The organism is Nonomuraea helvata (genome assembly GCF_039535785.1).
Taxonomy (GTDB): domain Bacteria; phylum Actinomycetota; class Actinomycetes; order Streptosporangiales; family Streptosporangiaceae; genus Nonomuraea; species Nonomuraea helvata.
In genome coordinates, this window is sequence record NZ_BAAAXV010000008.1 from 354480 (window position 1) to 379873 (window position 25394).

Consider the following 25394-nt stretch of genomic DNA (forward strand, 5'->3'; position numbering starts at 1 on the left):
GCATCTAATCCGCCGTGGAGGCGTTGATCGCGGGGGATCCGCAGCGCATCGGGGAGTACTGGCTGGCCGGGCGTCTGGGCGCGGGAGGTCAGGGCGTCGTGTACGACGCCTACGACCCCGAGGGCCGCCGGGTGGCGGTGAAGGTGCTGCACGCGGCCGGCGATCGCGGGCGCTTCGCCAAGGAGGCGGCCGCGGCGGGGCAGGTGGCCTCGTTCTGCACCGCCCGGCTGCTGGCCGCCGAGCTTGACGGCGGCAAGCCGTACCTGGTCTCGGAGTACGTCCCAGGTCCGAGCCTGCGCGAGGCCGTACGGGACGGTCGGCGCTTCACCGGGGACGACCTGCACCGGCTGGCGACGGCGGTGGCCACGGCGCTCACCGCGATCCACGAGGCGGGCGTCGTCCACCGCGACCTCAAGCCGGACAACGTGCTGCTCGGCCCCGACGGGCCACGCGTGATCGACTTCGGCATCGCCAGAACCCTGGACATGTCGCTGACCAGGACCGGCGAGCTGGCGGGAACCCCCACCTACATGGCGCCGGAGGTGCTGACCGGGCAGCGCGCGGGCGCGGCGGCCGATGTGTTCGCGTGGGGCGCGATCATGGTGTTCGCGGCCACCGGGTCCGACCCGTTCGGCGGCGAGAACCTGGGCGGCGTCATGCACCGCGTGCTGACCCACCATCCCGACCTGAGCGCTCTGCCGCCCCGGCTGGCCGCGCTGGTCGAGGCCGCGATGGAGAAGGACCCGTCGGTGCGGCCCAGCGCCCGCGACCTGCTGCTGGCGCTGGTCAGCGGCGACGGGTCCGACACGCGCGGGCTGCTGGCGGCCGGGATCCGCAGCGCCGAGGGGGTGCGGGGGCCCGACCAGGGTGATCCCGCGCTGGGCACGATCGCCGAGGACGCCTACGGCGCGCTCGGCCCCGAGGAGCGCGACCTGGCGGCCGAGGTGTTCCTGCGGCTGGTCGCGGTGAACGCCGACGGCCAGGAGACGCTGCGCCGGGCCGCCCCCGAGGAGCTGTTCGGCGGCCGCCCCGAACCGGAGGCGGCGGCCGTCCGGCGCGTCCTGGATGCGTTCTCGTACGTGGTCGCCGTCAAGGACGACTCGATCGTCCTGTCGCGCCCAGGGCTGCTGCGGGCCTGGCCACGCCTGCGCATGTGGGTGGAGGCCGACCGCACCGGACTGGCCGTGCTGGGCGAGATCAACGCGGCGGCGCGGCACTGGGACGAGCACGGGCGGCGCGACGGCGACGTGCTGCAGGGCAGCCGCCTGGAGGACGCGCTGAGCTGGGCGGCGACCGGCCGCAGGCACCTGACGCTGACCCCGTTCGAACGCGATTTCCTGCGCGCGGGCACCGAGCTGACCAAGAAGCGCGGCCGGCGCAGGACACTGGTCACCTCGGCGCTGGCGGGGCTGCTGGTGGTGGCGCTGGCGGCGGGCGGGGTGGCCGTGTGGCAGCGCGGTCAGGCCGTCGAGCGGCTCGACATCCTGACCGCCAAGCAGGTCGCGGCCGAGGCCGACCGCCTGCGTACGGCCGATCCGACCCTCGCCATGCTGCTCAGCGTGGCCGCCTACCGGGTGTCGCCGCAGCCGGAGGCGCGCTCCAGCCTGATGGGCTCGCTCCAGCAGCGGGAGACGGCCGTCTTCCGCGATCCACCGGTCAAGGGCGTGAGCCGGCGGGTGCTGAGCCGCGACGGGCGCACGCTCGTCAGCTTCAGTGAGGGCGGCGTCAACGTGTACGACGTGCGCACCGGCAGGCGGACGGCGAGCTGGCCCAAGATGACCCTGAAAGGGATGACCCTCCAGAATCCCGCGCTGAGCCGCAGCGGGCGCCTGCTCGCCCAGACCACCACGGACGAGCTCGGGGTATGGGATCTGAAGACCGGTAAGTCGCTGGTGCGGATGCCTCTGCCGGCGACCGGGAACGGTGGCTACGGCGTAGTGTTCGGCGAGCACGAGACGACGCTCGTGGTCACTGTCGCCGAGGACGTCCCTTTTCTCATTGACGTGAGCACCGGCAAGCGGTTCGGCCGGTTCGTCTATGAGAACCGAACGTGGGCGCAGACCCCCGCGCCGCTCGTGGACCTGACCGGCAGGCACCTGCTGCTGCCCGGCCACCGCTTCGACCAGCTCGCCCTGCCCGGCTGGACGGTCGAGCGCCCCTTCCCGGCCTGCGTGAAGAGCCACGTGCTGGCGGCGTACAGCCAGGACGGCAAGACCCTGGCCTGCGTCGACGCCGCCGGGGACATCGTGCTCCTGGACGCGGTCACCGGGCGCAAGCGCGCGCTGAAGGAGGTGCTGAACTGCGATCTCTGCGACGAATTCGCACGGCTCAGGTTCAGCGCCGACGGTCTCTACATCGCCGGCTTCAAAGGCCGCGATGTGGAGGTCCTGCGGATCGGCGACCAGACGGAAATCCTGCGCTACCGTGCAGAGGGCGATCTCGGCGACGTCCGCTTCGACCCCGACGGCAGGACACTGCGCTACCTCGTCGACGACACCGTCATCAGCGTGGACCTCGAGCCCCGCATCCCGGCTGTCGCCTTGCCCGACACTCCGCAACTCAGCCGCGACGGCCGCTGGGCGCTGGCCAGGAAGAACAGCTCCGCCCTGAGCGTGTTCGACCTCCGGACGCACAAGGAGGTGCGCCGCATACCTCTCGCGGAGGAAGACGACCTCAGTGAGAACTTCGATGACGTCGGCACCAAGCTCGTCACCGTGGGCGAGGAAACGGTCACCCTTTGGGATCTCGGCACCGGTAAGAAGCTGTGGTCGCGGCGGGCGAGCCGCGGCTACTACACTCCTCTATTCGCCCACTTCAGCACCGACGGGCGCCGGCTCGCCATGACCCTTCACTACGGCCAGAACGCGCAGGTCGAAGAGTTGGTGCTGGACGTCGCCGACGGCCATGTGGTGGCCTTGTACAAGACCCGGATCACCGACGGACCCTTCATCCCGGGACGACAGGTGTTCGCCTCGCTCGACGGCAGGCTCGTGGACCTGATGACCGGCAAGCCCGTCGGCGCCGGGTTCGGCGAGACCAACGCGCTGGCCATCAGCCGCGACGGGCTCATGGCCGTCCACGAGTCAGCCAGCCACAGGATCCGCCTATGGGACGTCAAGGACCCGGCCGCACCGGACGCCCTGCCTCCCGCTCTGCCCCGCGCCGTCGGCGCCATCGCCGCCCTGGAATTCTCGCCGGACGGCAGGACGCTCGCTACCGTCACCGACGGGGGCGTGCTCGAACTCTGGGACGTCCAGGCCAGGCGCAGACTGGGCAACTCGTACGCGGCGGGCGAGTTCGACCCATCCTCCATGGCCTTCAGCGCCGACGGGAGCGTCCTGTACGTGGGCACGCAGGCCGGCCTGAAGGCCGGCGTCGTGTACGAGGTGCCTGTCGGCGACGCGCTCGTGGCCGGGAAGGTGTGCGCGCGGGCCGGCCGCACGCTCTCGCCCGCTGAGTGGAACCGGTACCTCGCGGACGTGCCCTACCGGAACGTGTGCGCATAACCGGGGTTGCTCTCACGAGACTACTCGTGTTTGAGTAGTCGGGTGAACAGTTCACGGCTTTTCGTGCTGGGGATGCTCGCGCGCAAGGGGCCCATGCACGGGCACCAGATCCGCCGAGCCGCGCAGATCGACCGGACCGACATGTGGGCCGACGTCAAACCCGGATCGCTGTACGGCGCGCTGCACCGGATGGAGGGCGAGGGCCTGATCGAGGCCGTCCGCACCGAGCAGGAGGGCAGGATGCCCGCACGGACGGTCTACGGCATCACCGAGGAGGGCCGGCGGGAGCTGCACGCCCAGCGGGACGAGGCGCTGCGCCGGGTGTCCCTGCCGCCTGACCCGGCCGATCTCGCGCTGCTGTTCACCGGCGACATGGCCGAGCAGACGCTCGGCGGCGTCCTGCGGAACCGGCGCGAGGCGTACGCCACGCAACTGCAGGCCATGCGGAACATGCGCGAGGAGGTGGACGCCTACCTCACCGACCTGGAACGCATGACGTTCCAGCACACGCTCGCGCGGCTGGAGACGGAGGTCGCCTGGCACGACGAGGTCCTGCGGCGGCTGCCGAAGCTCATCGCCGACGACGACCGCCACCCGGACCGCCACCCGGACCGCCACCCGGACCGCCACCCTGGCCGGAGCGCCCGGCCGGACACCCCCGAAGGAGACAGCGCATGACCCACCGGATCCTGGTGCGAGGCGGCCACGTCGTCTCGATGGACGACGCCGTGGGCGATCGCCCCGGCTGCGACATCCTGATCGAGGACGACCTCATCGCCGCCGTCGAACCGGGCCTCGACCCGGCGGGCGCGGACGAGGTCATCGACGCCCGCGACACCGTCGTCCTTCCGGGCTTCGTCGACACGCACCGGCACCTGTGGATGACCGTTCTGCGCGGCACCCAGGCGGACGAGACCCTGGGCGGCTACCAGCAGACGGTGCAGGGCTCGCTCCCGTTCGCCGTCCAGCCGCAGGACGTCTACGCGGGCACGCTGCTCGGGGCCTGGGAGGCGCTGAACGCCGGCATCACCACGGTGCTGGACTACGCCCATCTCAACCCCACGCTCGAGCATGCCGAGGCAGGCATCCGCGCGCTGCGCGAAACAGGCATCAGGGCGCTCTACGCGCACGGCTCGGTCTTCGGCGTGCGACGCCCGTGGGGCTCCCCTGAGCAGGCGGAGTACGTACGGGAGCTGTTACGCCCCCGGCAGGACGACCGGCTGCTCACCTTCGGCATCGCCTTCGGCGCGCCGTACGGGGAGTCCGACTGGGCGCTGGCCGCCGAGCTGGACGTCCCGGCCACCCTGCACGCGTGCGTCCGCTCGGCCGGCGCCTGGCCCGCCTCGCACACGATCGAGGAGCTGAACGCCCGGGGGCTGCTGCGGGCGGGAACGGTGTACTCGCACTGCACGATCGCCACCGACGCGGAGCTGAAGCTCATCGCCGACAGTGGCGGCCACGTGTCGGTCTCGCCGTACGTGGAGATGGTCATGGGCCACGGCCGCCCCGTGATCGCCCGCGCTCTGGCGCAGGGGCTGCTTCCCTCGCTCGGGGCGGACGTGGTCAGCAGCGGGCCCGGCGACATGTTCTCGCAGATGCGCGCCGCGTTCAGCCAGGCCCGCGCGGAGACGGTGCCCGACGACCCCGACGCGCCCTACCGGCCGGGCCTGACCGCCCGTGACGTGCTGCGCTTCGCGACGGCGGGCGGCGCCGCCGCCTGCGGGCTGGGTGACATCACCGGCTCGCTCACCCCGGGCAAGCGCGCCGACCTGGTGACGGTACGGACGGACCAGATCAACACGATGCCGGCCGGCGACCCCGTCGGCGTGGTGGTGGCCAACGCCGACGTCTCCACCGTCGACACGGTGCTCGTCGGAGGCGTCGCGCGAAAGCGCGACGGCCGCCTCCTGGCCGACCTGCCCGGGCTACGTGACCTGGCACGAGACGCGGCCGCCCGGCTGCATCGGCACGCGGGAAATTCAGTTGCCGCCCACCCGGGCAAGGGGTAACGTCGCCGAACATCATCTCGTGACGGAGGAGTTGCTTTATGCGTGTCGATGGCGTTCGTTACCAGTCCACCTCGGTAAACCCGTCATCACATGTAAGGACTCCATCCCTTGGATCTGCCACGTAGTTTCACCATCCGGGAGAGCAGCCACCGGATCCTCAACCCGTTCACCCCGGGCAAGCTCGCCACGCTGGGCGCCGCCATCGGGCTGCGCAAGGGCGCTTCCGTGCTCGATCTCTGCTGCGGCAAGGGCGAGATGCTGTCCACCTGGGCCCGCGACCACGGCGTCACCGGCACCGGCGTGGACATCAGCACGGTCTTCCTGGCCGCCGCGCGCGAGCGCGCCGCCGAGCTCGGCGTCACCGACCAGGTGACCTTCGTGCACGGCGACGCCGCCAGCCACGTGGCGGGCGAGCCGGTGGACGTGGCGGCGTGCGTCGGGGCGACCTGGATCGGCCAGGGCGTCCCCGGGACCGTCGCGCTGCTGGAGCGCAGCCTGCGCCCCGGCGGCTTGATGCTGATCGGCGAGCCCTTCTGGCGGGCCGAGCCGCCCAGCCAGGAAGCCGTCGAAGCCTGTCACGCCCGATCCCGTGACGACTTCGCGACGCTGCCCGGGCTCGTCGAGCTCTTCGCCGGCCTCGGCTACGACCTCGTCGAGATGGTCCTGGCCGACGAGGACAGCTATGACCGTTACCGCGCCGCCCAGTGGCTGAACGTCCGTACCTGGCTGGACGCCAACCCCGACGACGAGCTCGCCCCTGAGCTCAGGGACGAACTGTCGACCGTGCCGCTGCGCTACACCAGGTACGAGCGGCGCCTGCTCGGCTGGGGCGTGTTCGCGCTCATGAAGCGCTGACGTTCTCCGTTCCGGCCCCGGTTCACGTCGACCGGGGCCGGTCGGGGGTCAGCCGCCGCTGAGGGTGAAGCCCTGCTCGGTGCCGAAGGCGGTGATGCGGTCCTGCCAGGACTTCAGCGCCGCGGACAGGTCGCCGCCGCCGTCGATGGCCTGGCCCACGGTGTCCTTGAAGATGCTGTTGGCGTACACCTGGAACGGCAGGTACTGCCAGCCGGGGCGGACGGCGGTCGAGGCGTCGCCCAGGACCTGGTTGATCTTCTGGCCGCCGAAGAAGTCCAGCGGCGCGTCGCGGAACGCCGGGTCGTCGAGCAGCACCTTCGTGGCAGGGAAGAGCCCGGCCTCGGTGTTCAGCGACTTGACGGCCTCCGGGTCGGAGTTCAGCCACTCGGCGAAGGCGACGGCGGCCGGGATGTTCTTGCTCTGCGGGATGACCGCCACCGAGGAGCCGCCGTTCTCGGCGTTCATCGGCTTGGCCGCGTCGTACTGGGGCATCGGGGCGACCGCCCACTTGCCCTTCGTCTTGGGGATGGAGTTCACGATGCCGTTCGGGGCCCAGGCGCCGGTGAGCCAGGTCACGTACTTGCCGGAGCCCATGCCCTTCCACCACTCGTCCGTCCAGCCGGGCTGCGGGTCGACCAGCTTCTCGCTCAGCAGGGTGCTGAAGGTGCTCACCCACTGCTTGACGCCGGGGTCGGAGGCGAGCGTGACGCTGACCGAGCTCTCGCCCGAGGTCTTGAACGGCGTGCCGCCCGCCTGCCAGATCATGCTGTCCACGCCGCCGGCGTCCCCGGGGTCGATCGTGGTGATGAACGCATCCGGGTTGTCGGCCTTGATCTTCCTGGCCGCCTCGGTGAACTCCGCCCAGGTCGTCGGGGGCTTGATCTTCAGCTTGTCGAAGATGTCCTTGCGGTAGAACATCGCCATCGGGCCGGTGTCCTGCGGGACGCCGTAGACGCCGCCGTTGATCGCCACCTGGGACCACGCCGACGCCGCGAACTTGTCCTTCAGCGCGGCGGCGCCGTAGTCGGCCAGGTTGACGACCTGCTTGGAGAGCGCGAACTGAGGCAGCGCGAAGTACTCGATTTGCGCCACGTCAGGCGCGCCGGAACCGGCCTTGATCGCGGTCTGCAGCTTGGTGTACTGGTCGGCGGACTGCCCCGCGTTCACCACGTTGACCTTGATGTTCGGATATTTCGCCTGGAAGCGGGCGACGGTCTTCTCGATCCCCGTGACCCACGTCCAGAACGTCAGCTCGGCCGGCTTGCTCAACGCATCCTGCACCGCCGCCGACGCGCTCGGCGCGGCGGCCGGTGCGGAGGCGCTCCCGCCCCCGCCGGACCCGCCGCTGCCGCACGCGGCCAGGGCCACCGACAGGGCCGCGGCCACCCCTGCGGTCCGCACAATTGATCTCATGATGTTTCCTCACTCACGGGGGGTTACTGCTTGACGCTTCCGGTGGCCAGGCCCGACTGCCAGAACCGCTGGAGCGCCAGGAAGGCGATGATCAACGGCACGATGGACAGCAGGCTGCCGGTCAGGATCAGCTGGTAGGTGGCGTCACCGGCGCCGGAGGTGCCGCTGTTGGCCTGGGCGTTCCACTGGTTGAGCCCGACGGTGAGCGGGAACCAGTCCGGCGTGTTCAGCACGATCAGCGGCAGGAAGTAGTTGTTCCACGTCGCGACCAGCGAGAAGAGCAGGACGGTGACGAAGCCCGGGGCGAGCAGCCGCAGCGCGATGGTCCGGAAGATCCGGAACTCGCCCGCGCCGTCGATGCGGGCCGACTCCAGGATCGAGTCGGGCACCGCGTCGGCCGCGTAGACCCGCATCAGGTAGAGCCCGAACGGGCTGCACAGCGCCGGGATGAGCACCGCCCACGGGGTGTCGACGATCCCGACGCGGCTGAACAGCAGGTACGTCGGCACCGCCAGGGCCGTGCCCGGGATGGAGATGCCGCCGAGCACCATCGCGAACAGCAGCCTGCGGCCGGGGAAGTCGTACTTCGCCAGGGCGTACCCGCCGATGGTGGCCAGCAGGGCGGCCCCGCCCGCGCCCACCACGGAGTAGAGCACGGTGTTGCCGAACCAGCGCAGGAAGATGCCGTTCTGGTAGCTCAGGGTGTCGCCGATGTTGGCGAACAGGTGGAAGTCCCCGCCGAACCAGAGCCCGAAGGTCGAGAACAGGTCCGCGCCGCTCTTGCTGGCGTTGGCCAGCAGCCAGAACAGCGGCAGGACCGCGTACACGAACATCACCAGCATGATCACGGTGAGGGTGGGGCTCTTGCCCCGGCGGCGCCTGGCCGCGGGGGAGTGGCGGGCGGTCACGGCGGGGCCCGCCTCGGCGACGGCCGTCACAGCGTCTTCTCCCTTCTCGCGGTGACGAGCTGCACCGCGTACGCCACGACGACGGTGACGAGGCCGAGCACCACGGCGACGGCGGCCGAGTAGTTGATCTGCTGGCCGTTGAACGCGAGGTTGTAGGCGTACATGTTGGGCGTGTAACTCGTGCTGATCACCGCGGGTGCGAGCTTCTGGACGATGTTCGGCTCGTTGAAGAGCTGGAAGCTGCCGATGATCGAGAAGATCGTCGCCACGAGGAGCGCGGGGCGCAGGGCGGGCAGTTTGATGCTCCAGGCGGTGCGGATGGCGCCCGCCCCGTCGATCTCGGCGGCCTCGTAGAGCTCTTCGGGGATGGCCCGCAGCGCGGCGTACAGGATGATCATGTTGTAGCCGACGTACTCCCAGGTCACCATGTTGCCGATGGAGGTCAGCATCCAGGAGCGCGACAGCAGGTCGGGCACGGTGACGTCGAGCGCGTGGCCGATCTGGCCGACCAGGCCGAACTGGTCGCCGTACATGTAGCCCCACATGAGGGCCGCGACCACGGCCGGCACCGCGTACGGCATGAAGATCGTGATGCGGAACAGGGACGGCCAGCGCAGCCTGCCGCTGTCGATGGCGAGCGCGCATCCCAGGGCGAGGAGCAGCATGATCGGCACCTGTACGACCAGGAAGAGCGCCACGCGCAGCAGCCCGGCCCCGAACAGCGCGTCGCCGAGGGCGCGCGTGTAGTTGGCCAGGCCCGCGAAGACCGTGCCGCCGATCAGGCGGTCCTGGAAGAGGCTGAGGTAGATGGCGTACGCCAGCGGCGCGACCACCGTGACCAGGAAGACCACGAAGAACGGCAGGAAGAACGCGTAGCCGGCGACGCGCAGGCGCAGGAACGGCCGGGCGAGGCCGGGGCGCCCGGCTTCGGCGGCCTGCGCGGTCATCCCGCGCTCCTGGGCGATGTTCGCGCTGCCACGAAGACTGGCACTGCACTCTCCTTGTCCGGGACGTGGGCGTTCCTGGGCGGTCGGTGGTGGTCAGGGACATCGCACGGCTAGCCACGATGATCGAATGTTTACGTAAACATTTAGAATGTGTCCCGTAGTCTGAACCGGCCGCTGAATCATGTCAACAGGTAACCGTCAGTTAACATCCATGGCGATTTCGACCCGTTTGGTGGGCTGCATTGACGGGCGGGCCATGTTTACGTAAACATCTGCCGAGAGCATCGGACGAGCAGAGGTGACAGTGGACGGGGCGACACAGGAAACGGCGCCGGGACGGCGCACCCGCAGACGGCCGTCCATGGCCGACGTCGCCGCGCTGGCCGGGGTCTCCAGCCAGACCGTCTCCCGGGTGGTCAACAACCGGAGCAACGTGGAGGAGGAGACCCGCCAGCGGGTCCTGTCGGCGATGCGCATGCTGGGATACCGGCCCAACACCGCCGCCCGCGCCCTGGTCACCGGCCAGTTCCGCGCCCTGGGGCTGATCAGCTTCGGGCTCGCCAGCTTCGGCAACGCCCGCACCGTGGACGCCCTCACCAAGGCGGCCCAGCGGGCCGGCTACACCGTGAACATGATCGCCATCGAGTCGCAGACCGAGCAGGCCGTGCACGAGGCGTTCGACCAGCTCACGATGCAGGCGGTCGACGGCATCGTGCTCATCGAGGCGCAGATCCTCGACACGCCGGCGCTCCGCCTGCCGCCGGGGGTGCCGGTCGTGATGGCCGACGGCGACGTCAGCCACCGCCATCCCATGGTCGACACCGACCAGGTCCAGGGCGCCCGGCTCGTCACCCGTCACCTGCTCGACCTCGGCCACGAGACGGTCTGGCACGTCGCCGGGCCCGAGGACTCCTATGCCGCCAAGCGCAGGGCGGAGTCCTGGCACGCGACGCTCAAGCAGGCAGGGGCCGCGGTGCCCGGGGTGCTGTTCGGCGACTGGAGCGCCGCCAGCGGATACGAGGCCGGCCGCGTCCTGGCCAGGCGGCCCGGCGTGACGGCCGTCTTCGCCGCCAACGACCAGATGGCCCTCGGCGTGATGCGGGCCATGACCGAGGCGGGCCGCCGCATCCCCGACGACGTCAGCATCGCCGGGTTCGACGACATCGAGGAGTCGGCCTACCTGTCCCCGCCGCTCACCACCGTCCGGCAGGACTTCGACGTGGTGGCTGAGCGGATCGTGGCGCTCATGATCGACCAGATCGAGGCCGGCGCGGCGCCTGCCGACACCGCGTACGTCGCCCCTGAGCTGGTCGTCAGGCAGAGCACCGCCCCACCGCCATCCCGCCCGTGACCCCCGACCCGATGAAGGGAGGAGCGGCGCCTTCGCCTGCCGGGGCCGCCGCGCCGACGATGAATGCCGTATCTCGTGATGTCATGCCGGTCCAGCAGTTCTGGCGCCGGCTCGGCGGCGTGGCCTTCGGCGGTGACTACAACCCCGAGCAGTGGCCGGCCGAGACCAGGGCCGAGGACCTGCGCCTCATGGCCGAGGCCCGGGTCAACCTCGTCACCGTCGGGGTGTTCGGCTGGGCCCGCGTGGAGCCGGCCCGGGGCGCGTACGACTTCTCCCTCTTCGACCAGGTCCTGGATGACCTGCACGCGCACGGGATCACCGCGGACCTCGCCACCATGACGGCGTCGCCGCCGCCGTGGCTCGCGTACGAGCACCCCGAGATCCTGCCGGTCACCGCGGACGGGACCGTGCTGGGCCCCGGCGGGCGGCAGCACTTCTGCCCGTCCAGCCCCGTCTACAGGGAACGGGCCGCGCTGCTGGTGGAGCGGCTGGCCGAGCACTACCGCGGCCACCCGGCCCTCGGGCTGTGGCACGTCGGCAACGAGTACGGCTGCCACATCCCCGCCTGCTACTGCGAGGTGTCGGCGGCCGACTTCCGGCGCTGGCTGCGCGAGCGGTACGACGACGACATCGAGGCGCTGAACGACGCCTGGTCGACCGACTTCTGGTCGCAGCGCTACGCGAGGTTCGAGCACATCCAGCCGCCCCGGGTGGCTCCCACGTACCCCAACCCGGCTCAGCAGCTCGACTACGCGCGCTTCAGCGACGAGGCGCTGCGCGCCTGCTACGACCTGGAGGCCGGCATCCTTCGGCGCGTCACCCCCGACGTGCCGATCACCACGAACTTCCTGGCCGGCCTCAAAGCGGTGGACGTCTTCGGCTGGGCGCCGCGGATGGACGTCGTGGCGGTCGACTGCTACCCCGACCCCAACGACGAGCGGCCGCATCTCGTCACCGGCCTGGTGTACGACACGATGCGCGGCGCCGGGGGAGGCGACCCGTGGATCCTGATGGAGCAGGCGCCGAGCGCGGTCAACTGGCGGGCCAGGAACGCGATCAAGCAGCCGGGCCGGATGCGGCTGTGGAGCTGGCAGGCGGTCGCCCAGGGCGCCGACGCGATCCTCTACTTCCAGTGGCGGCAGTCACGCGGCGGCGCCGAGAAGTTCCACTCGGGCATGGTGCCGCACGCGGGGGCCGACAGCAGGGTCTACCGCGAGATCGCGGCGCTCGGCCAGGAGCTGGCCTCGGTCCCCGACCTGCCCGGCACGCGGGTGAGCAACCAGGTGGCGGTCCTGCTCGACTGGAACAGCTGGTGGGCGCTCGAGCTCGACTCCCATCCGTCGGACGGCGTGCGCCAGGAGGACCGCCTGCTCGACCACTACGGCCCGCTGTTCGACCTGGGCGCCGGCGTGGACGTCGTGCCGCCCTCGGCTGATCTGACGGGCTACGCCCTCGTCGTCGTGCCCAACCTCTATCTCCTGTCGAGCGAGGACGCGGGCCGCCTGTCGTCGTACGTCTCCGGCGGCGGCGCGCTGGTCGTGTCGTTCTTCAGCGGGATCGTCGACGAGCACGACCGCGTCCACCTGGGCGGCTACCCCGCGCCGCTCCGCGAGGTCCTCGGGGTGCGGGTCGAGGAGTTCTGCCCGGCCGACGAGCACGAGACGTTCGCCGTGCGCGGCTGCGGGGCGTTCGGGCAGCTCGATGGGGTGGCCGATCTGTGGCGGGAGGACCTGCGGCTCACCGGGGCCGAGCCCGAGCTCGTCTTCGACGCCCCCGACTGGGCCGGCCGCCCGGCCGTGACCAGGCACGAGTACGGCGCGGGAACCGCACGCTACCTCTCGACGCGGCTCGACGAGCCCACCATGCGGGCGGTCCTGGCGCGGGCGCTCGCCGACGCGGGCGTGGCTCCCGTGGTCGAGGGCCTGCCCCAGGGGGTCCAGGCGAGCGTACGCGCCGGTGCCGGCCGCCGCTTCCTGATCCTGCTGAACCACACCGGCGACAAGCACGACATCGCGCTCGGCGGCGAGTGGACCGACGCGTTCTCGGGCGAGAACGTCTCCGCCGTCACCCTGCCGCCTGCGGGCGTCGCCGTGCTGCGCGCGACCTCGCCGACCTGACCGGCGCACACCGGCCCGGAAGATCGTCGCGCCGGCCACGCCGCTCACGATGGACGGCGGGGCCGGCAGCGGTGCGGACCTCGACGGCGCGTTCTGCAGGACCAACGCGGCGGCGATCTGCGTGCTGGGCGGAGCGCGGGGGCCGTCACCGGGCGGGCAGGAGCAGCCGGAACTCGGTCCGGCCGGGGCGGCTTCGTACGTCCACCGAGCCGTCGTGGGCGGCCATCACGGCCCGGACGATGGCCAGGCCGAGCCCGGCCCCGCCGGTGGCGCGCGACCGGGCGGGGTCCGCGCGGGAGAACCGCTCGAAGATCTCCTCCGAGAGGCCGGCCGGTATGCCGGGCCCGTCGTCCGTGACGCTGACCTCCACGTCGGACAGCGGCCGATCAGCCTTTCCGCCGGGGGGCGGCCGGCCAGCATTCACGTCGGCCGGCAGCCGCCGGACGGTCACGGTGACCGTGGTGCCGTCCGGCGTGTGGACGGCGGCGTTGCTCAGCAGGTTGGCGAGCACCTGGTGCAGCCGGAGCGGGTCGCCGGTCACCGTGACAGGATCCTCCGGCAGCTCCAGCCGCCAGCGGTGGCCGGGGGCGGCGGCCCGCGCGTCGCCCGTGGCCTCGATGGCCAGGCGCGTCAGATCGACCTCCTCCCTGGCCAGCGGGCGCCCCTCGTCCAGCCGGACCAGCAGGAGCAGTTCGTCGACCAGCTCACTCATCCGTCCGGACTCGGCGTCGATCCTGTTCAGCGCGTGCCGTACGTCGTCGGACATCGCCTCGCGCAGCGCGAGCTCGGCGTGCCCGCGGATCGACGCGAGCGGCGTGCGCAGCTCGTGGCTGGCGTCGGCGGCGAAGGAGCGCAGCCGCTGCTCGACGGCGTGCCTGCGGGCCAGGGCGGCCTCCACGTGGCCGAGCATGCGGTTGAACGCGGCGCCCACCAGACCTGTCTCGGTGCGCGGGTCGGTGTCGGGCACGCGTTCGGCCAGGCTCACCTCACCGCTGGCCAAGGGCAGCTCGCTGACCTTGCGGGCGGTCGTGGCGATGCGTTGCAGGGGGCGCAGCGACAGGCGTACCCAGAGGGTGCCGGCGACGCCGGCGACGGCGAGTGTGCCCGTGAACATCGCCAGCTCGAGCAGCGCCAGGCGGCCAAGGGTCTCCTCCACCCCGTGCAGCGAGAGCCCTTCGACCAGGACGTCACCGTCCCGGCCCGCGACGGCCTGGACCCGGTAGTCGTCCAGGACGGACAGGTCCACGGTCAGCGGAGGGCCGTCGACCGGCACCGCGGCCAGCGTCTCCTCGTCCTGGCGGCTCAGCCGCACGGGGAGCGCGTCCGCCCGCGCCACGACCGCCGCCTGGGTGACCCGCCCGCCGACCAGTCGCGCGCCGAACATGCCCGGGGCCTGCCCGCGGGTGTCCTCGCCGTGCTCCAGGCTCGCGGCGAAGCGCACCCCATAACTGGCGAGCTGCTGGTCGACGCGGCCGAGCAGGAAGCTGTCCATCGCCCGGAACGTGGCGAAGCCGACGATCGCGCACGTGAGCGCCAGCAGCACGAGCAGACCGGCGATCAGCCGGCCCCTGATCGTGCGCGGCACGAGGTTCACGGCTTGCGCACGTATCCGGCCTCTGATCGTGCGTGGCAGGAGGTTCACGGCTTGAGCACGTATCCGACGCCGCGGACGGTGTGGATCAACGGCCGGCGGCCCGCGTCGATCTTCTTGCGCAGGTAGCTGATGTAGAGCTCCACCACGTGCGCCTGGCCGCCGAAGTCGTAGGACCAGACGTCGTCGAGGATCTGCGCCTTGGTCAGCACCCTGCGCGGGTTGTACATGAGCAGCCGCAGCAGCTCGAACTCCGTCGGCGTCAGGTCGATCAGCGTGCCGCCCCTGGTCACCTCCCGGGCCTCCTCATCCATGGACAGATCGCCCACGACGAGCCGGTCGCCGTCGCCCTGGCGCGCCATGCCGGCCCGGCGCAGCAGCCCGTGCAGGCGGGCGAGCACCTCTTCGAGGCTGAACGGCTTGGTCACGTAGTCGTCGCCACCCGCCGTGATGCCCTCGATCCGGTCCTCCACGGCGTCCCGCGCGGTCAGGAACAGCACGCACAGCTCGGGTGCCCGCTCCCTGAGCCGGCGCATCAGCTCAAGCCCGTTCAGATCGGGCAGCATGATGTCCAGGATCGCCGCGTCGGGCGCGAACCGCTCCGCCTCCTGGACGGCGGCGCTCCCGCTGGCCACCGCGCGGACCTGCCAGCCTTCCTGGCACAGCGTCCTGTCCAGCACCTCCAGCAGGTCGGGCTCGTCGTCCACGACGAGCACGCGGATCGGCGTGCCATCCGGGCGCGACAGGGTGCTCATCCTTTGGATGATAGGAGCCTCCTCTGAAAATCCTCTTAAAGATACCTTTGAGAGGAAAAACAGAGACTGGCCTGGCACTTTGTCCCTCATGACGACGGTTCACACTGCAGTCCGCACGTCGGCGATGCCACGGCGCGGCCGCTTCCGGCCCGAGGCGCTGCTGGCGGCCGTGGCCGCGGGCGGGGTCGCGGTCATCGCACTGTGGTGGCACAGCACGCCCTCGGTGTCGGGACCGGACGGCTGGCTGACCGAGAGCGGCCGCGTCACGGGCCTGCTGGCCGGGTACGGGCTGGCGGTGCTGCTCGGGCTCATGGCCAGGGTCCCGGCCCTGGAACACGGCGTGGGCAGCGACCGCCTGGCCCGCTGGCACGCCATGGGCGGCCGGTACGTCATCGGGCTCGTCACGGCGCACGTGCTGGCCACCATCTGGGGGTACGCGGTGGCCGACCGCGTCGGCGTGGTGGACGAGACGGTGACCATGGTGCTGTCCTTCCCCGACGTGCTGAAGGCGACGGCGGCTTGCCTGCTGCTGCTCGGCATCGCCGTGGTGTCGGCCCGTGCCGCGCGCCGGAGACTGCGCTACGAAACCTGGTTCTACCTGCACTTCTACACCTATCTGGCGGCCTGGCTGGCGTTCGGGCACCAGCTCGCGACCGGCGCCCAGTTCACCGGCGACCGCGTGGCGCGACTCGCGTGGTACGCCCTCTACCTCGGGGTGGCCGCGCTGCTGGTCTGGTACCGCTTCCTGGGACCGGTCAGGTTGTGGGCGCGGCACCGGCTCCGCGTGGCCGGCGTCACCGCCGACGCTCCCGGCGTGGTCTCGATCCACCTCACGGGGCGCGGGCTGCGGCGGCTGCGGGCCGAGCCGGGCCAGTTCTTCCGCTGGCGGTTCCTGACCCGCGAGCTGTGGTGGTCGGCCAATCCGTACTCGCTGTCGGCGGTGCCCGACACCGGAGGGCTGCGCATCACGGTCAAGGCGCTGGGCGACCACAGTGCGGCGCTCGCCCGGCTGCGGCCGGGCACCCCGGTGCTCGCCGAGGGGCCGTACGGCGGGTTCACCGCACGTCTCGGCCGGGGCGGCAGATCGCTGCTGATCGCGGGCGGCGTGGGCATCACCCCGCTGCGCACCCTGTTCGAGACGCTGCCCGGACGGGTGACGCTGCTCTACCGGGCCCGCACGCCCGAGGAGATGCTCTTCAAGGACGAACTGGAGCAGATCATCGCGGCCCGCGGCGACGCCACGGCGTACTTCTCGACCGGGCCCAGGTCCCCGGACCTGTTCGACGGTCTCGGGCGCCTGCTGCCCGATCTGCGCGAGCACGACGTGTACGTGTGCGGGCCGCCCGAGATGACGCGGGCGGCGATCAAGGCGCTGCGGTCGGCGGGCGTGCCCCATCGCCAGATCCATCACGAGTCGTTCGAGTTCTGAGTTCCGATTCTTCACGTCATGAGAGGTCACGCCATGCGCAGGGTGCTGTTCGCGGTGCTGGTCACCGCCATCGGCCTGGTGCTGCTGCTGTCGTTCAAGCCACACGACATGGCGGGTGTCGCCCAGCCGCCCGCCGCCGTCGCCCCCGCCCAGGTTTCGCCTTCGCCGTCGCCGCGGGGCTCCACGAAGTCCGCCGGCGCCCGGACCTTCGACGGGGACGCCGTCGACACCCGCTGGGGACCCGTGCAAGTACGGATCGTCGTCTCCGGCAGCAAGATCACCGACATCCAGGTGCTCCAGGCCCCGCAGGAGAACCGGCGTGACATCGAGATCAACAACAGGGCGCTGCCCATCCTCCAGCAGGAGGCCCTCTCGGCCCAGAGCGCCCAGATCGACTCCGTCTCCGGGGCCACGTACACCAGCGACGGCTACGCGGGCTCCCTGCAGAGCGCCATCGACCGGGCGGGGCTGTGACGCGCCACGTCGAGAAGGCGATGGGCACGGTCTTCTCGTTCGACGTGCGCCACGACGCCGATGACGCGGTGGCGCGGGCCGTCGCCTGGCTGCACCACGTGGACGAGGTCTTCTCCACCTACCGGCCGGACAGCCCGGTCAGCCGCCTGGCCCGGGGCGAGCTCGGGCCGGCGGACTGCCCGCCCGAGGTGGGACAGGTGCTCGCGCTGTGCGCGGAGACCGAACGGCAGACCGACGGATATTTCACGGCGTTTCCCGGCGGCCGTCTGGAGCCGTCCGGCCTGGTCAAGGGATGGGCGATCGAGCACGCGTCCCAGCTGCTCACCGAGGCGGGCGCGCCCCGCCACTGCGTCAACGGCGGCGGCGACATCCAGCTCGGTCCCGACCCCTTCCCCTGGCGGATCGGGATCGCCCACCCTCTGCGGCACGGCGAGCTCTCCGCCGTGGTCACCGGCCACGACCTCGCCGTGGCCACCTCGGGCAGCGCCGAGCGCGGCCCGCACATCATCGACCCGCACACCGGTCTCCCCGCCGCCGACCTGGCGTCCCTCACTCTCGTCGGGGCCCGCCTTACCGCCGTGGACGCGTACGCGACCGCCGCGTTCGCCATGGGGGAGGCCGCCCGGGACTGGGTCGAGGAGCAGCCCGGCCTGGAGGCGTACGCGGTGACCGTGCGCGGCCGCACCTGGCAGACCAGCGGCTTCGCCGCGTTCACCGCCGCGGGTGAGGCGTCGGCTCCTCCTGGGTATGCGGTCCGGTGAAGTCGAGCTAGTCACGGGGGCGAAGGATGCGGCGGCTGGCCGAGCGTACGCCCGCGCACCGGGACCGCACGGTCGACCTGCTCCGCGCCATCGCCATCACGGCCGTGGTCGTCGGCCACTGGCTGGCGGTGCACGTCAGCTACGACGGGGGCCTGCGCGGCGGCAGCGCGCTGGAGCTGGTGCCGTGGACGCGCCCGCTGACCTGGCTGTTCCAGGTCATGCCCGTCTTCTTCCTGGTCGGCGGGTACGCCAACGCCGCCTCGCTCGCCGCCCACCGGGCGCTCGGCGGCGACGCCACCTGCTGGACGCTGCGCCGTACCGACCGGCTCATCCGCCCCACCACCGTGTTGCTGGCCGTGCTGGCGGCGGCTGCCCTGCTGGCGCGGGTGGTGGGCGTCGATCCGGGGCTCATCGGCATCGGGGTGTGGGTGGCCGGGATCCCGCTCTGGTTCCTGGTGGCCTACCTGGCCGTGGTGGCCCTCACCCCGCTGACGCACGCCCTGCACCGCCGGTACGGCCTGGCCGTGCCGATCGCGCTGACCGTGCTGGTCGGCCTCGGTGACGTGGCCCGGTTGGCGCTGCGGGATCCCGCCCTGGGGCAGGGCAACTTCCTGTTCGCCTGGCTGGCCGTGCATCAGCTGGGCTTCGCCTGGCAGGACGGGCGCCTGCCCGCCCGGCCCCGTGTCGGGCTGCCGCTGGCGTTCTCGGGGCTGGCGACCCTGGTCGGGCTCACCGTGGTGGGCCCGTATCCGATCAGCATGGTCGGGATCGCGGGGGAGGGGATCCAGAACACCTCCCCGCCCACCCTGGCGCTGCTCGCGCTGGCCGCGACGCAGACCGGGCTGGCTCTGTCGGTCCACGGCCCGGCCGGCCGGTGGCTGCGGCGGCCGCGGCCCTGGACCGCCGTCGTGGCGGTCAACTCGATCGTCATGACGCTCTTCCTGTGGCACATGACCGCCGTCGTCATCGGCGCGCCGGCGCTCTATCCGACCGGGCTGCTGCCGGCGCCGCCTCCGGGGACGCCCATGTGGTTGCTGCTGCGGCTGCCCTGGCTCGCCGCCCTGGCCCTGATCCTCGGCGTGCTGGTCACGGTGTTCGGTCCCGTCGAGCGGCGGGCCGGTCCCCGTCCCGGGGCGGGAGCGACGGCCGGGGCGGCGGCGGGTGTGCTCACCTTCCTCGGCATCGCCGGTGTGGTGGCGGGGCTGCTCACCCTCGCGGTGACCGGCCCGAGCGGTCACGCTCTGACCGGTCTGCCGATCGTGGCCCTGCTCGTGTACGTCGCGGGCGCGGGCACCCTGCGTCTCGTCCGGTGGCGGTGCCGGTCTTCCGGCGCGGCCTGAATCTCAGCGTGCTCTGCGGGCCAGGGTGAGGTCGGTGGTGAAGGTCAGGTCCACGCCGTCGCGCCCCAGCAGGGCGGCGAACTCCTCCATCACTTCCTCGCGGGTGTCCGGGGCCAGGATCCGGTAGGCGGAGACGGAGCGGGCCAGGTCCAGGTAGCGGCCGGTTCCGTACCGGTCGGTGCGCGTGTAGTGGCGCTGGTCGAGGTCGGTGTAGCGCGGGTCGTGCGCCAGCTCGTGCTCGGACCGCTCAGCCCGGGGTGAGCCGTCCCGGTGCATGCTCGAGGTGGTCACTCCGTAGCGGCTGTCCACCGCGGCGAGGGCGGCCCGCAGGTCGGGGTCGGTGACGACGTAGTGGTTCCAGAAGACCGCCACCGCTCCGGACGGCGCCAGGGTCGCGTGGGCGAGGTCCCAGCGCCTGCGCTCGTCGATCCAGTGCCAGGCCTGCGCGGAGTAGAGCAGGGTGAACGCCCTGTCGGGGACGTACGCCTCGAAGAACCCGATCTCCACCCGGGCGCCCGGGCACTTCGCCGTCAGCGCGGCGGCCATCCTGGGGTCGGGCTCGATGCAGGTCAGATCAGCGCCGCGGGCGGCGAAGCCCGCCGTGGCCTTGCCCGTGCCCGCGCCCACCTCCAGCGCGGGGCCGGGTGGCGCGTACTCCAGCACGTCGGTGATGAGCTGGGCGGGATAGTCGGGTCTGGCCGAGTCGTACTGCTCGACCGCCTCTCCGAACACCACGCTCCGCTCGCGATCCACCGTCATCGGATCCCCCTTCGTGGTTCATGCGCTGTGCCGGGACCCCTCCCGGAGAAGGGCCGGTAGACAACATCCCACGAAACCCGAAGAAAGAGGGACCATGCACAGCAAGGCCATCACCGCCCTGACCCTCGCCTGCGCCCTCCTCGCGGCGCCGGCTCTCACCGCGACCCCGGCCGCCGCCGCGGCCAAGCCGAACCTGCGCGCGTGCTACGACGGGAAGTGCACGTTCACATTCACGAAGCCAGTGAAGTTCCGCGTCGCCAAGAAGTACGGCCTGAGCGGCTGGGTCCACGTCGCCAAGGAGTGGAGCGACCTGTTCGGCACGGACGTCGTCGCCGTGTGGAGCGGAGGCAGCAGCGCCTTCGGAGGAGAGGGCACCTCCGGAGGCATCAACAAGCTCGACTTCCGGGTGCTGTCGATCAGTGCCACGGGGGCGACGATCCGCTTCACCGGATGACGGGGACGCCCTCGGTACACGGCCGCACCCGGGCGGTCCGTGTACCGAGGGGCGTCAGTGCCTCAGTCCTCCTCGGCGTGGCCGGATCGCCGCCACGGGCCGGTGATCGCGAAGACGTAACCCGGCGACTGGATGTTGGCGAACAGGATGCGGCCGTCGGCGCTGAAGTTCGGGCCGGTGAACTCGCCGTCGTTGATCTCGTTGCGCGCGATCGGGTACGTCTGGCCACGATCGGTGACGCCCACCAGGTGCTGGATGCCCTCGCCGTCCTCCGCGAGGATCACGCCGCCGTACGGCGAGACCGTGATGTTGTCGGGGCCGTCGAAGTTCGTGTCCTGGGTGGGGTCGGGGTTGACGCCGAAGAGCACCTTGAGCGTGACCGTCTCGTGGCGCGGGTCGTAGAACCACACCTGGCCGTCGTGCTCGTTCACGCTGCCGTCGGTGTGGCGGGCGAAGCTGGCCACGAAGTACGCGCCGCCGTCGGCCCACCAGGCACCCTCCAGCTTGCGGCTGCGGGTGATCTGGTCGTCGGTGAACTGCTTGCGGGTCGACGTGGTCTTCGCGTCGCGGTCGGGCACCTCGATCCAGCGGACCTTGTACCGCGTGCCCGGCGCCGTCGCCTGCGACAGGTCGGCGATGTGCTGGTCGTCCTGGTAGCAGCTCATCGCCTCCAGCTTGCCCGCGGTGTCGCCGCCCTCGGCCAGCGCCAGCGCCCGCAGCGCGCCCTTGCCGCCGCGGAACTTGCCCGGCGGCGTCCAGCGGTAGTACAGCCCGTTCGGCCCGCCGGCGTCCTCGGTCAGGTAGATCGCCGACGTGTGCGGATCGACCGCGACGGCCTCGTGCGAGTAGCGGCCCAGGAACTTCAGCGGCACCGGGTCCTGGTTGGCCTGCCGGTCGAACGGATCGACCTCGAACACGTACCCGTGGTCCTTCTGGAAGGCGCCACCGGCGCGCTGCTCGGTCTCCTCGCAGGTCAGCCAGGTGCTCCAGGGTGTCTTGCCGCCGGCGCAGTTGTTGTGCGTGCCGGCCAGGCTGACGTACTCGCGGATCCGCTCGCCGCGCGCGTCCACGTCGATGTTCGTGGTGCCGCCGCCGGCGCCCGGGTCGTAGGTCAGGCCGGGCAGCGTGGGCATCCGGTACGGCTCGCCGCCGCCGACCTCGTGGTTGTTGACCAGCGTGGCACCCCGGCCGTGCGGGAAGCTCGCGGTGCCGTCGGGGTCGCTGGGGGTCGGCTCGCCGCTCTCCAGCAGCGTCACCCCCGCCTGAGCGACGATCTTGTACGAGAAGCCCTTGGGCAGGGCCAGCACCCCTTTCGGGTCGGTGACGAGCGGGCCGTAGCCGGCAGGGGGCTTCGAGGCCGCGAACGCGGGGGGACCGGAGATCGCCTCGATGCTGCCGGCGAACGCGATGCCGAGGCTGCCCGCGGTGGCGTGGCCGAGGAAGGAACGACGGGATACAGGTGAGGGCATGGGACATTGCCTCCAACAGGGGACGCTTTACACAAGCCGACCCAACGATGTCATGGAGAAGACGATCGCGCCGACCGTTGTCCGGATGATGAACGCCGGATGAAGAAAGCAGGGCCGGCCGCGCCGACGCAGCGGACGCCCTGGCGGTCATGAGGATTGATCTCCGGTGCCCGGCGCGTAGCCATACCCGGGCCGGGAAACGACGAACGCGTCGTGTCCAGGCAAGGGAAGAGCAACCTCGATGAACCAGCGCAGGCACCGCGACTTCGTGGAAACGCCCGACGGGGGCTACGTCACGTCGGAGGTCGGCCTGGCCGTGCTGGAGAACCCGCTCCTCAACAAGGACACGGCGTTCACCCGGGAGGAGCGCGAGAGCCTGGCGCTGGACGGGCTGATCCCGCCGGTGGTCGAGACGCTCGAGGAACAGGCCGGCCGCGCGTACGCGCAGTACGGCCGCCAGCCCACGGACCTGGCCAAGAACGTCTTCCTGTCGGCCCTGCAGGACCGCAACGAGGTGCTGTTCTACCGGCTGCTCGGCGATCATCTCCGCGAGATGCTGCCCGTCGTGTACGACCCGACGGTCGCCCAGGCGATCAAGAGCTACAGCCGCGAGTACCGCCGCCCGCGGGGCGTGTACCTGTCCATCGACGACATCGGCGGCATCGAACGGGCCCTCCGCAACGTCGGGCTCGGCGCCGACGAGGTGGATCTGATCGTCGCCTCGGACGCCGAGCAGATCCTGGGCATCGGCGACTGGGGAGTGGGCGGTGGCGCCGGCATCGCGGCCGGCAAGCTCGCCGTCTACACCGCCGCCGCGGGCATCGACCCCGGCCGGGTGATCCCGGTCGCCCTCGACGTCGGCACGGACAACGAGGCGCTGCTCAACGACCCGCTGTACGTCGGCGAGCGGCACTCGCGGGTGCGCGGCGAGCGGTACGACGACTTCATCGACGCCTACGTCACCACGGCCACCCGCATGTTCCCCGGCGCGATGCTGCACTGGGAGGACTTCGGCCCGTCCAACGCCCGGCGCATCCTGGAGCGGTACACCGGCCGGATTCCCACGTTCAACGACGACATGCAGGGCACCGGCGCGATCGTGCTGGCCGCCGTGCTGGGCGCCGTCCGGGTGACGGACACGCCGATGCGTGAGCAGCGCGTCGTCGTCTTCGGCGCGGGCACCGCGGGCGTCGGCGTCGCCGACCAGCTGCGCGACGCGATGGTCCGCGACGGCCTGGACCGCCAGGCGGCCACCCGGCGGATCTGGCTGATCGACAAGCCGGGCCTGCTCGCCGAGGACATGCCGGACCTGCGCGACTTCCAGCAGCCCTACGCCCGCCCCGCTCAGGAGGATGTCCGCGGCCTCGGGCTCGCCGAGGTGGTGCGGCGGGTCAGTCCGACGATGCTGGTGGGCACCTCCACCGTGCACGGCGCCTTCACCGAGGAGATCGTCAAGGCGATGGCGGAGCAGGTCGACAGGCCGATCGTCTTCCCGCTCTCCAACCCGACGGACCGGATGGAGGCCAACCCGGCCGACCTGCTGCGCTGGACCGACGGGCGCGCCCTGATCGCCGCCGGCGTGCCGGTCAGCCCGATCACGCACAACGGCGTCACGTACGCCGTCGCCCAGGCCAACAACGCCCTGCTCTACCCGGGGCTGGGGCTGGGCGCGATCGTGTCGCGGGCGCGCCGGATCAGCGACGGCATGCTCCAGGCCGCGGCCGAGGCCGTCGGCGGCATGGTCGACGTCTCCTCCCCGGGCGCCTGCCTGCTGCCTCAGGTGGAGAACCTGCGCGAGATCTCGGCCACGGTCGCCGTGGCTGTCGCCCGGCAGGCCGCCGAAGAGGACCTGGCCCGCGTCGAGCTGGACGATCCCATCCAGAGGGTGCAGGACACCATGTGGCAGCCGAAGTACCGCCGGATCCACGCGAACGGGTAATGAGCTCGCAAGGGAGAGGCCACGCTCCAGGAGCTGCTCGACTCGCAGGACCTGTACGACAACCACTTCCTCGACAGCCCGCAGTGGAAGGCGGCCCGCTCGGCCGGGTAGCGCGCCGGTGGCGGGGCCGGGGTCACACCGCGGCGTGGCGGCGGATCGCGATGAGGGCGGCGTCGTCGCCGAGGCGGCCGCCGACGTGTGCCAGCAGGTCGTGGCAGATGTCCTCGAGCAGCGCGTCCGGCTGCTCCTCGGTCCGGAGGGCGGCCCGCTGTGCCAGCGGGAAGAACGTGCCCGTGGCGTCGCGGGCCTCGATGACGCCGTCGGTGTAGAGCAGGAGCAGATCGTCCTGCTCGAACGGGAAACTGGCGAGCATGCTCTGCGGCTCGCCGAGGCCGCTGAGCCCGCCGAGGCCCAGGGGCGGCGCGGGCTGGGAGCAGTCGAGGGAGACGGCCAGACCGTCACGCAGCAGCAGCGGCGGCGGGTGGCCGCAGCTGGCGATCGTGAGCACCGGCCGATCGTCGGGGATGTCGACGATCGCGGCCGTCACGAAGCTCTCCGCGTACGCCTGCTCCGCACCCTCGCCCTGGCATGTGAGGTCGAAGCTCTCCTCGAGGTCGGCGACCAGGTCGGGCAGCTCCGCGCGCCGGCGGGCGGCCTCGCGGAACGCGCCGAGCAGGGCGGCCGCCTCGGAGATCGCCGGCAGGCCCTTGCCCCGAGCGTCACCGATGATCAGCCGGGTGCCGTGCGGCGTGCGGACGGCGGCGTAGATGTCGCCGCCGATCTGGGCCTCTGCCTCGGCGGCCAGGTAGACGGAGGCCAGGTGGAGCGGGCCGAGGTGCTCGGGGACCGGACGCAGCAGGGCCGTCTGCACCGCCGTCGCCACGGAGCGGACCTGCGTCAGCTCGCGCCGCTGGCGGTCCCTGACGACGGCGAACAGCACCACGAACAGCGACACCAGGGCGAAGCCGGCCAGCCCGGCCTGCACGTCCTGGTTGCTCATCAGATGATGGTGCACGTCGATGAAGACCTCGGACGCCAGCGCCAGGACGCCGATGGCGGCGGTCACCCAGGGGCCGGCGAAGGAGGCCGTGACCGCGGGGGCGGCCACCAGCAGTGGCGCGAGGTGGATGCTCCGAGGCGTCAGCAGGTCCGTGAGCGCGATCGCGACGACCATGCTCAGCGGGACGGCGATGAGTTTGGGACGCGCCAGCAGCAGCCGGTACGGGCGTCCCCTGGGCAACTTCACGCTATCTGTCTACATGTGTCCTGCCTGCGGATGAGACCGGTACAGGGGATTCTTTAGCCAAGGGTTCTCCG

The 25394-nt window shown here is 71.6% G+C and carries 20 protein-coding genes; 12 read left to right on the forward strand and 8 right to left on the reverse strand.

Translation table 11 applies throughout. The annotated features are described in order from the left end of the window. Positions 1 to 14: 14 nt before the first annotated feature. The 4 genes from ABD830_RS29100 to ABD830_RS29115 all read left to right on the forward strand — a co-directional run bounded on the left by ABD830_RS29100 (position 15) and on the right by ABD830_RS29115 (position 6370). A complete protein-coding gene (locus tag ABD830_RS29100; RefSeq protein WP_344994129.1) occupies positions 15 to 3506 on the forward strand; it encodes a protein kinase domain-containing protein in 3492 nt (1163 codons plus the stop codon). A 42-nt stretch (positions 3507 to 3548) separates the two neighbouring features. Then, on the forward strand, positions 3549 to 4184 hold the full coding sequence (locus ABD830_RS29105) for a PadR family transcriptional regulator (protein WP_344994132.1): 636 nt from the start codon (positions 3549 to 3551) through the stop codon (positions 4182 to 4184). After that, the gene (locus ABD830_RS29110; RefSeq protein WP_344994135.1) at positions 4181 to 5515 is read left to right on the forward strand and encodes an amidohydrolase family protein; all 1335 of its coding nucleotides are present in this window, start codon (positions 4181 to 4183) and stop codon (positions 5513 to 5515) included. Before ABD830_RS29105 ends, ABD830_RS29110 begins: the two co-directional genes overlap by 4 nt. Before the next feature lie 108 nt (positions 5516 to 5623). Continuing rightward, the gene (locus tag ABD830_RS29115) at positions 5624 to 6370 is read left to right on the forward strand and encodes an SAM-dependent methyltransferase (protein WP_344994138.1); all 747 of its coding nucleotides are present in this window, start codon (positions 5624 to 5626) and stop codon (positions 6368 to 6370) included. Between the two features lie 48 nt (positions 6371 to 6418). Here the strand turns inward: ABD830_RS29115 and ABD830_RS29120 are convergent, their stop codons facing one another. Genes ABD830_RS29120 through ABD830_RS29130 form a run of 3 tightly spaced genes read right to left on the reverse strand, consistent with a single transcriptional unit; the run spans position 6419 to position 9638 of the window. Then, complete coding sequence (locus ABD830_RS29120) at positions 6419 to 7783, reverse strand: ABC transporter substrate-binding protein (protein ID WP_344994141.1); 1365 nt, start codon at positions 7781 to 7783, stop codon at positions 6419 to 6421. A 23-nt stretch (positions 7784 to 7806) separates the two neighbouring features. Then, entirely contained in the window at positions 7807 to 8721 is a 915-nt protein-coding gene (locus ABD830_RS29125; RefSeq protein WP_344994144.1) for a carbohydrate ABC transporter permease, read from the reverse strand. Continuing rightward, positions 8718 to 9638 carry a carbohydrate ABC transporter permease gene (locus ABD830_RS29130; RefSeq protein ID WP_344994147.1) on the reverse strand — a complete coding sequence of 307 codons (921 nt, stop codon included), beginning with the start codon at positions 9636 to 9638 and terminating at the stop codon, positions 8718 to 8720. The genes ABD830_RS29125 and ABD830_RS29130 overlap by 4 nt, the downstream gene beginning before the upstream one ends. Positions 9639 to 9999: 361 nt before the next feature. Between ABD830_RS29130 and ABD830_RS29135 the strand changes: the two genes are divergently transcribed. Then, positions 10000 to 10989, forward strand: coding sequence for a LacI family DNA-binding transcriptional regulator (locus tag ABD830_RS29135; protein WP_344994150.1), 990 nt, complete (start codon positions 10000 to 10002; stop codon positions 10987 to 10989). A gap of 83 nt (positions 10990 to 11072) precedes the next feature. Continuing rightward, positions 11073 to 13106 (forward strand): beta-galactosidase, encoded by a 2034-nt coding sequence (locus ABD830_RS29140; protein ID WP_344994153.1) that lies wholly within the window; start codon positions 11073 to 11075, stop codon positions 13104 to 13106. Positions 13107 to 13251: 145 nt separating this feature from the next. Here ABD830_RS29140 and ABD830_RS29145 read toward each other — a convergent pair whose 3' ends face one another. Next, positions 13252 to 14700: a sensor histidine kinase gene (locus tag ABD830_RS29145; RefSeq protein WP_344994156.1), complete on the reverse strand. Its 1449-nt coding sequence runs from the start codon at positions 14698 to 14700 to the stop codon at positions 13252 to 13254. Positions 14701 to 14744: 44 nt separating this feature from the next. Beyond that, positions 14745 to 15452 carry a response regulator transcription factor gene (locus ABD830_RS29150; RefSeq protein WP_344994159.1) on the reverse strand — a complete coding sequence of 236 codons (708 nt, stop codon included), beginning with the start codon at positions 15450 to 15452 and terminating at the stop codon, positions 14745 to 14747. A gap of 88 nt (positions 15453 to 15540) precedes the next feature. On the opposite strand from ABD830_RS29150, the gene ABD830_RS29155 reads away from it, so the two are divergent. The 4 genes from ABD830_RS29155 to ABD830_RS29170 are packed head-to-tail and all read left to right on the forward strand — an operon-like array spanning position 15541 to position 19456. Beyond that, on the forward strand, positions 15541 to 16881 hold the full coding sequence (locus ABD830_RS29155) for a ferredoxin reductase family protein (RefSeq protein WP_344994162.1): 1341 nt from the start codon (positions 15541 to 15543) through the stop codon (positions 16879 to 16881). A gap of 18 nt (positions 16882 to 16899) precedes the next feature. Further along, positions 16900 to 17355: an FMN-binding protein gene (locus ABD830_RS29160; protein ID WP_344994165.1), complete on the forward strand. Its 456-nt coding sequence runs from the start codon at positions 16900 to 16902 to the stop codon at positions 17353 to 17355. Then, positions 17352 to 18116, forward strand: a complete 765-nt coding sequence (locus ABD830_RS29165) for an FAD:protein FMN transferase (protein ID WP_344994168.1) — start codon at positions 17352 to 17354, stop codon at positions 18114 to 18116. Before ABD830_RS29160 ends, ABD830_RS29165 begins: the two co-directional genes overlap by 4 nt. Positions 18117 to 18142: 26 nt before the next feature. Then, on the forward strand, positions 18143 to 19456 hold the full coding sequence (locus ABD830_RS29170) for an acyltransferase family protein (RefSeq protein ID WP_344994171.1): 1314 nt from the start codon (positions 18143 to 18145) through the stop codon (positions 19454 to 19456). Positions 19457 to 19459: 3 nt separating this feature from the next. Here the strand turns inward: ABD830_RS29170 and ABD830_RS29175 are convergent, their stop codons facing one another. Then, entirely contained in the window at positions 19460 to 20215 is a 756-nt protein-coding gene (locus ABD830_RS29175; protein WP_344994174.1) for a methyltransferase domain-containing protein, read from the reverse strand. Positions 20216 to 20309: 94 nt separating this feature from the next. Between ABD830_RS29175 and ABD830_RS29180 the strand changes: the two genes are divergently transcribed. Continuing rightward, positions 20310 to 20669 carry a hypothetical protein gene (locus ABD830_RS29180; protein WP_344994177.1) on the forward strand — a complete coding sequence of 120 codons (360 nt, stop codon included), beginning with the start codon at positions 20310 to 20312 and terminating at the stop codon, positions 20667 to 20669. A gap of 62 nt (positions 20670 to 20731) precedes the next feature. Here ABD830_RS29180 and ABD830_RS29185 read toward each other — a convergent pair whose 3' ends face one another. Next, positions 20732 to 22138: an alkaline phosphatase PhoX gene (locus ABD830_RS29185; protein WP_344994180.1), complete on the reverse strand. Its 1407-nt coding sequence runs from the start codon at positions 22136 to 22138 to the stop codon at positions 20732 to 20734. 241 nt (positions 22139 to 22379) lie between these two features. Between ABD830_RS29185 and ABD830_RS29190 the strand changes: the two genes are divergently transcribed. Continuing rightward, complete coding sequence (locus ABD830_RS29190; RefSeq protein ID WP_344994183.1) at positions 22380 to 24077, forward strand: NAD-dependent malic enzyme; 1698 nt, start codon at positions 22380 to 22382, stop codon at positions 24075 to 24077. 133 nt (positions 24078 to 24210) lie between these two features. Here the strand turns inward: ABD830_RS29190 and ABD830_RS29195 are convergent, their stop codons facing one another. Next, positions 24211 to 25323, reverse strand: a complete 1113-nt coding sequence (locus ABD830_RS29195; RefSeq protein WP_344994186.1) for a PP2C family protein-serine/threonine phosphatase — start codon at positions 25321 to 25323, stop codon at positions 24211 to 24213. Between the last annotated feature and the right edge of the window lie 71 nt (positions 25324 to 25394).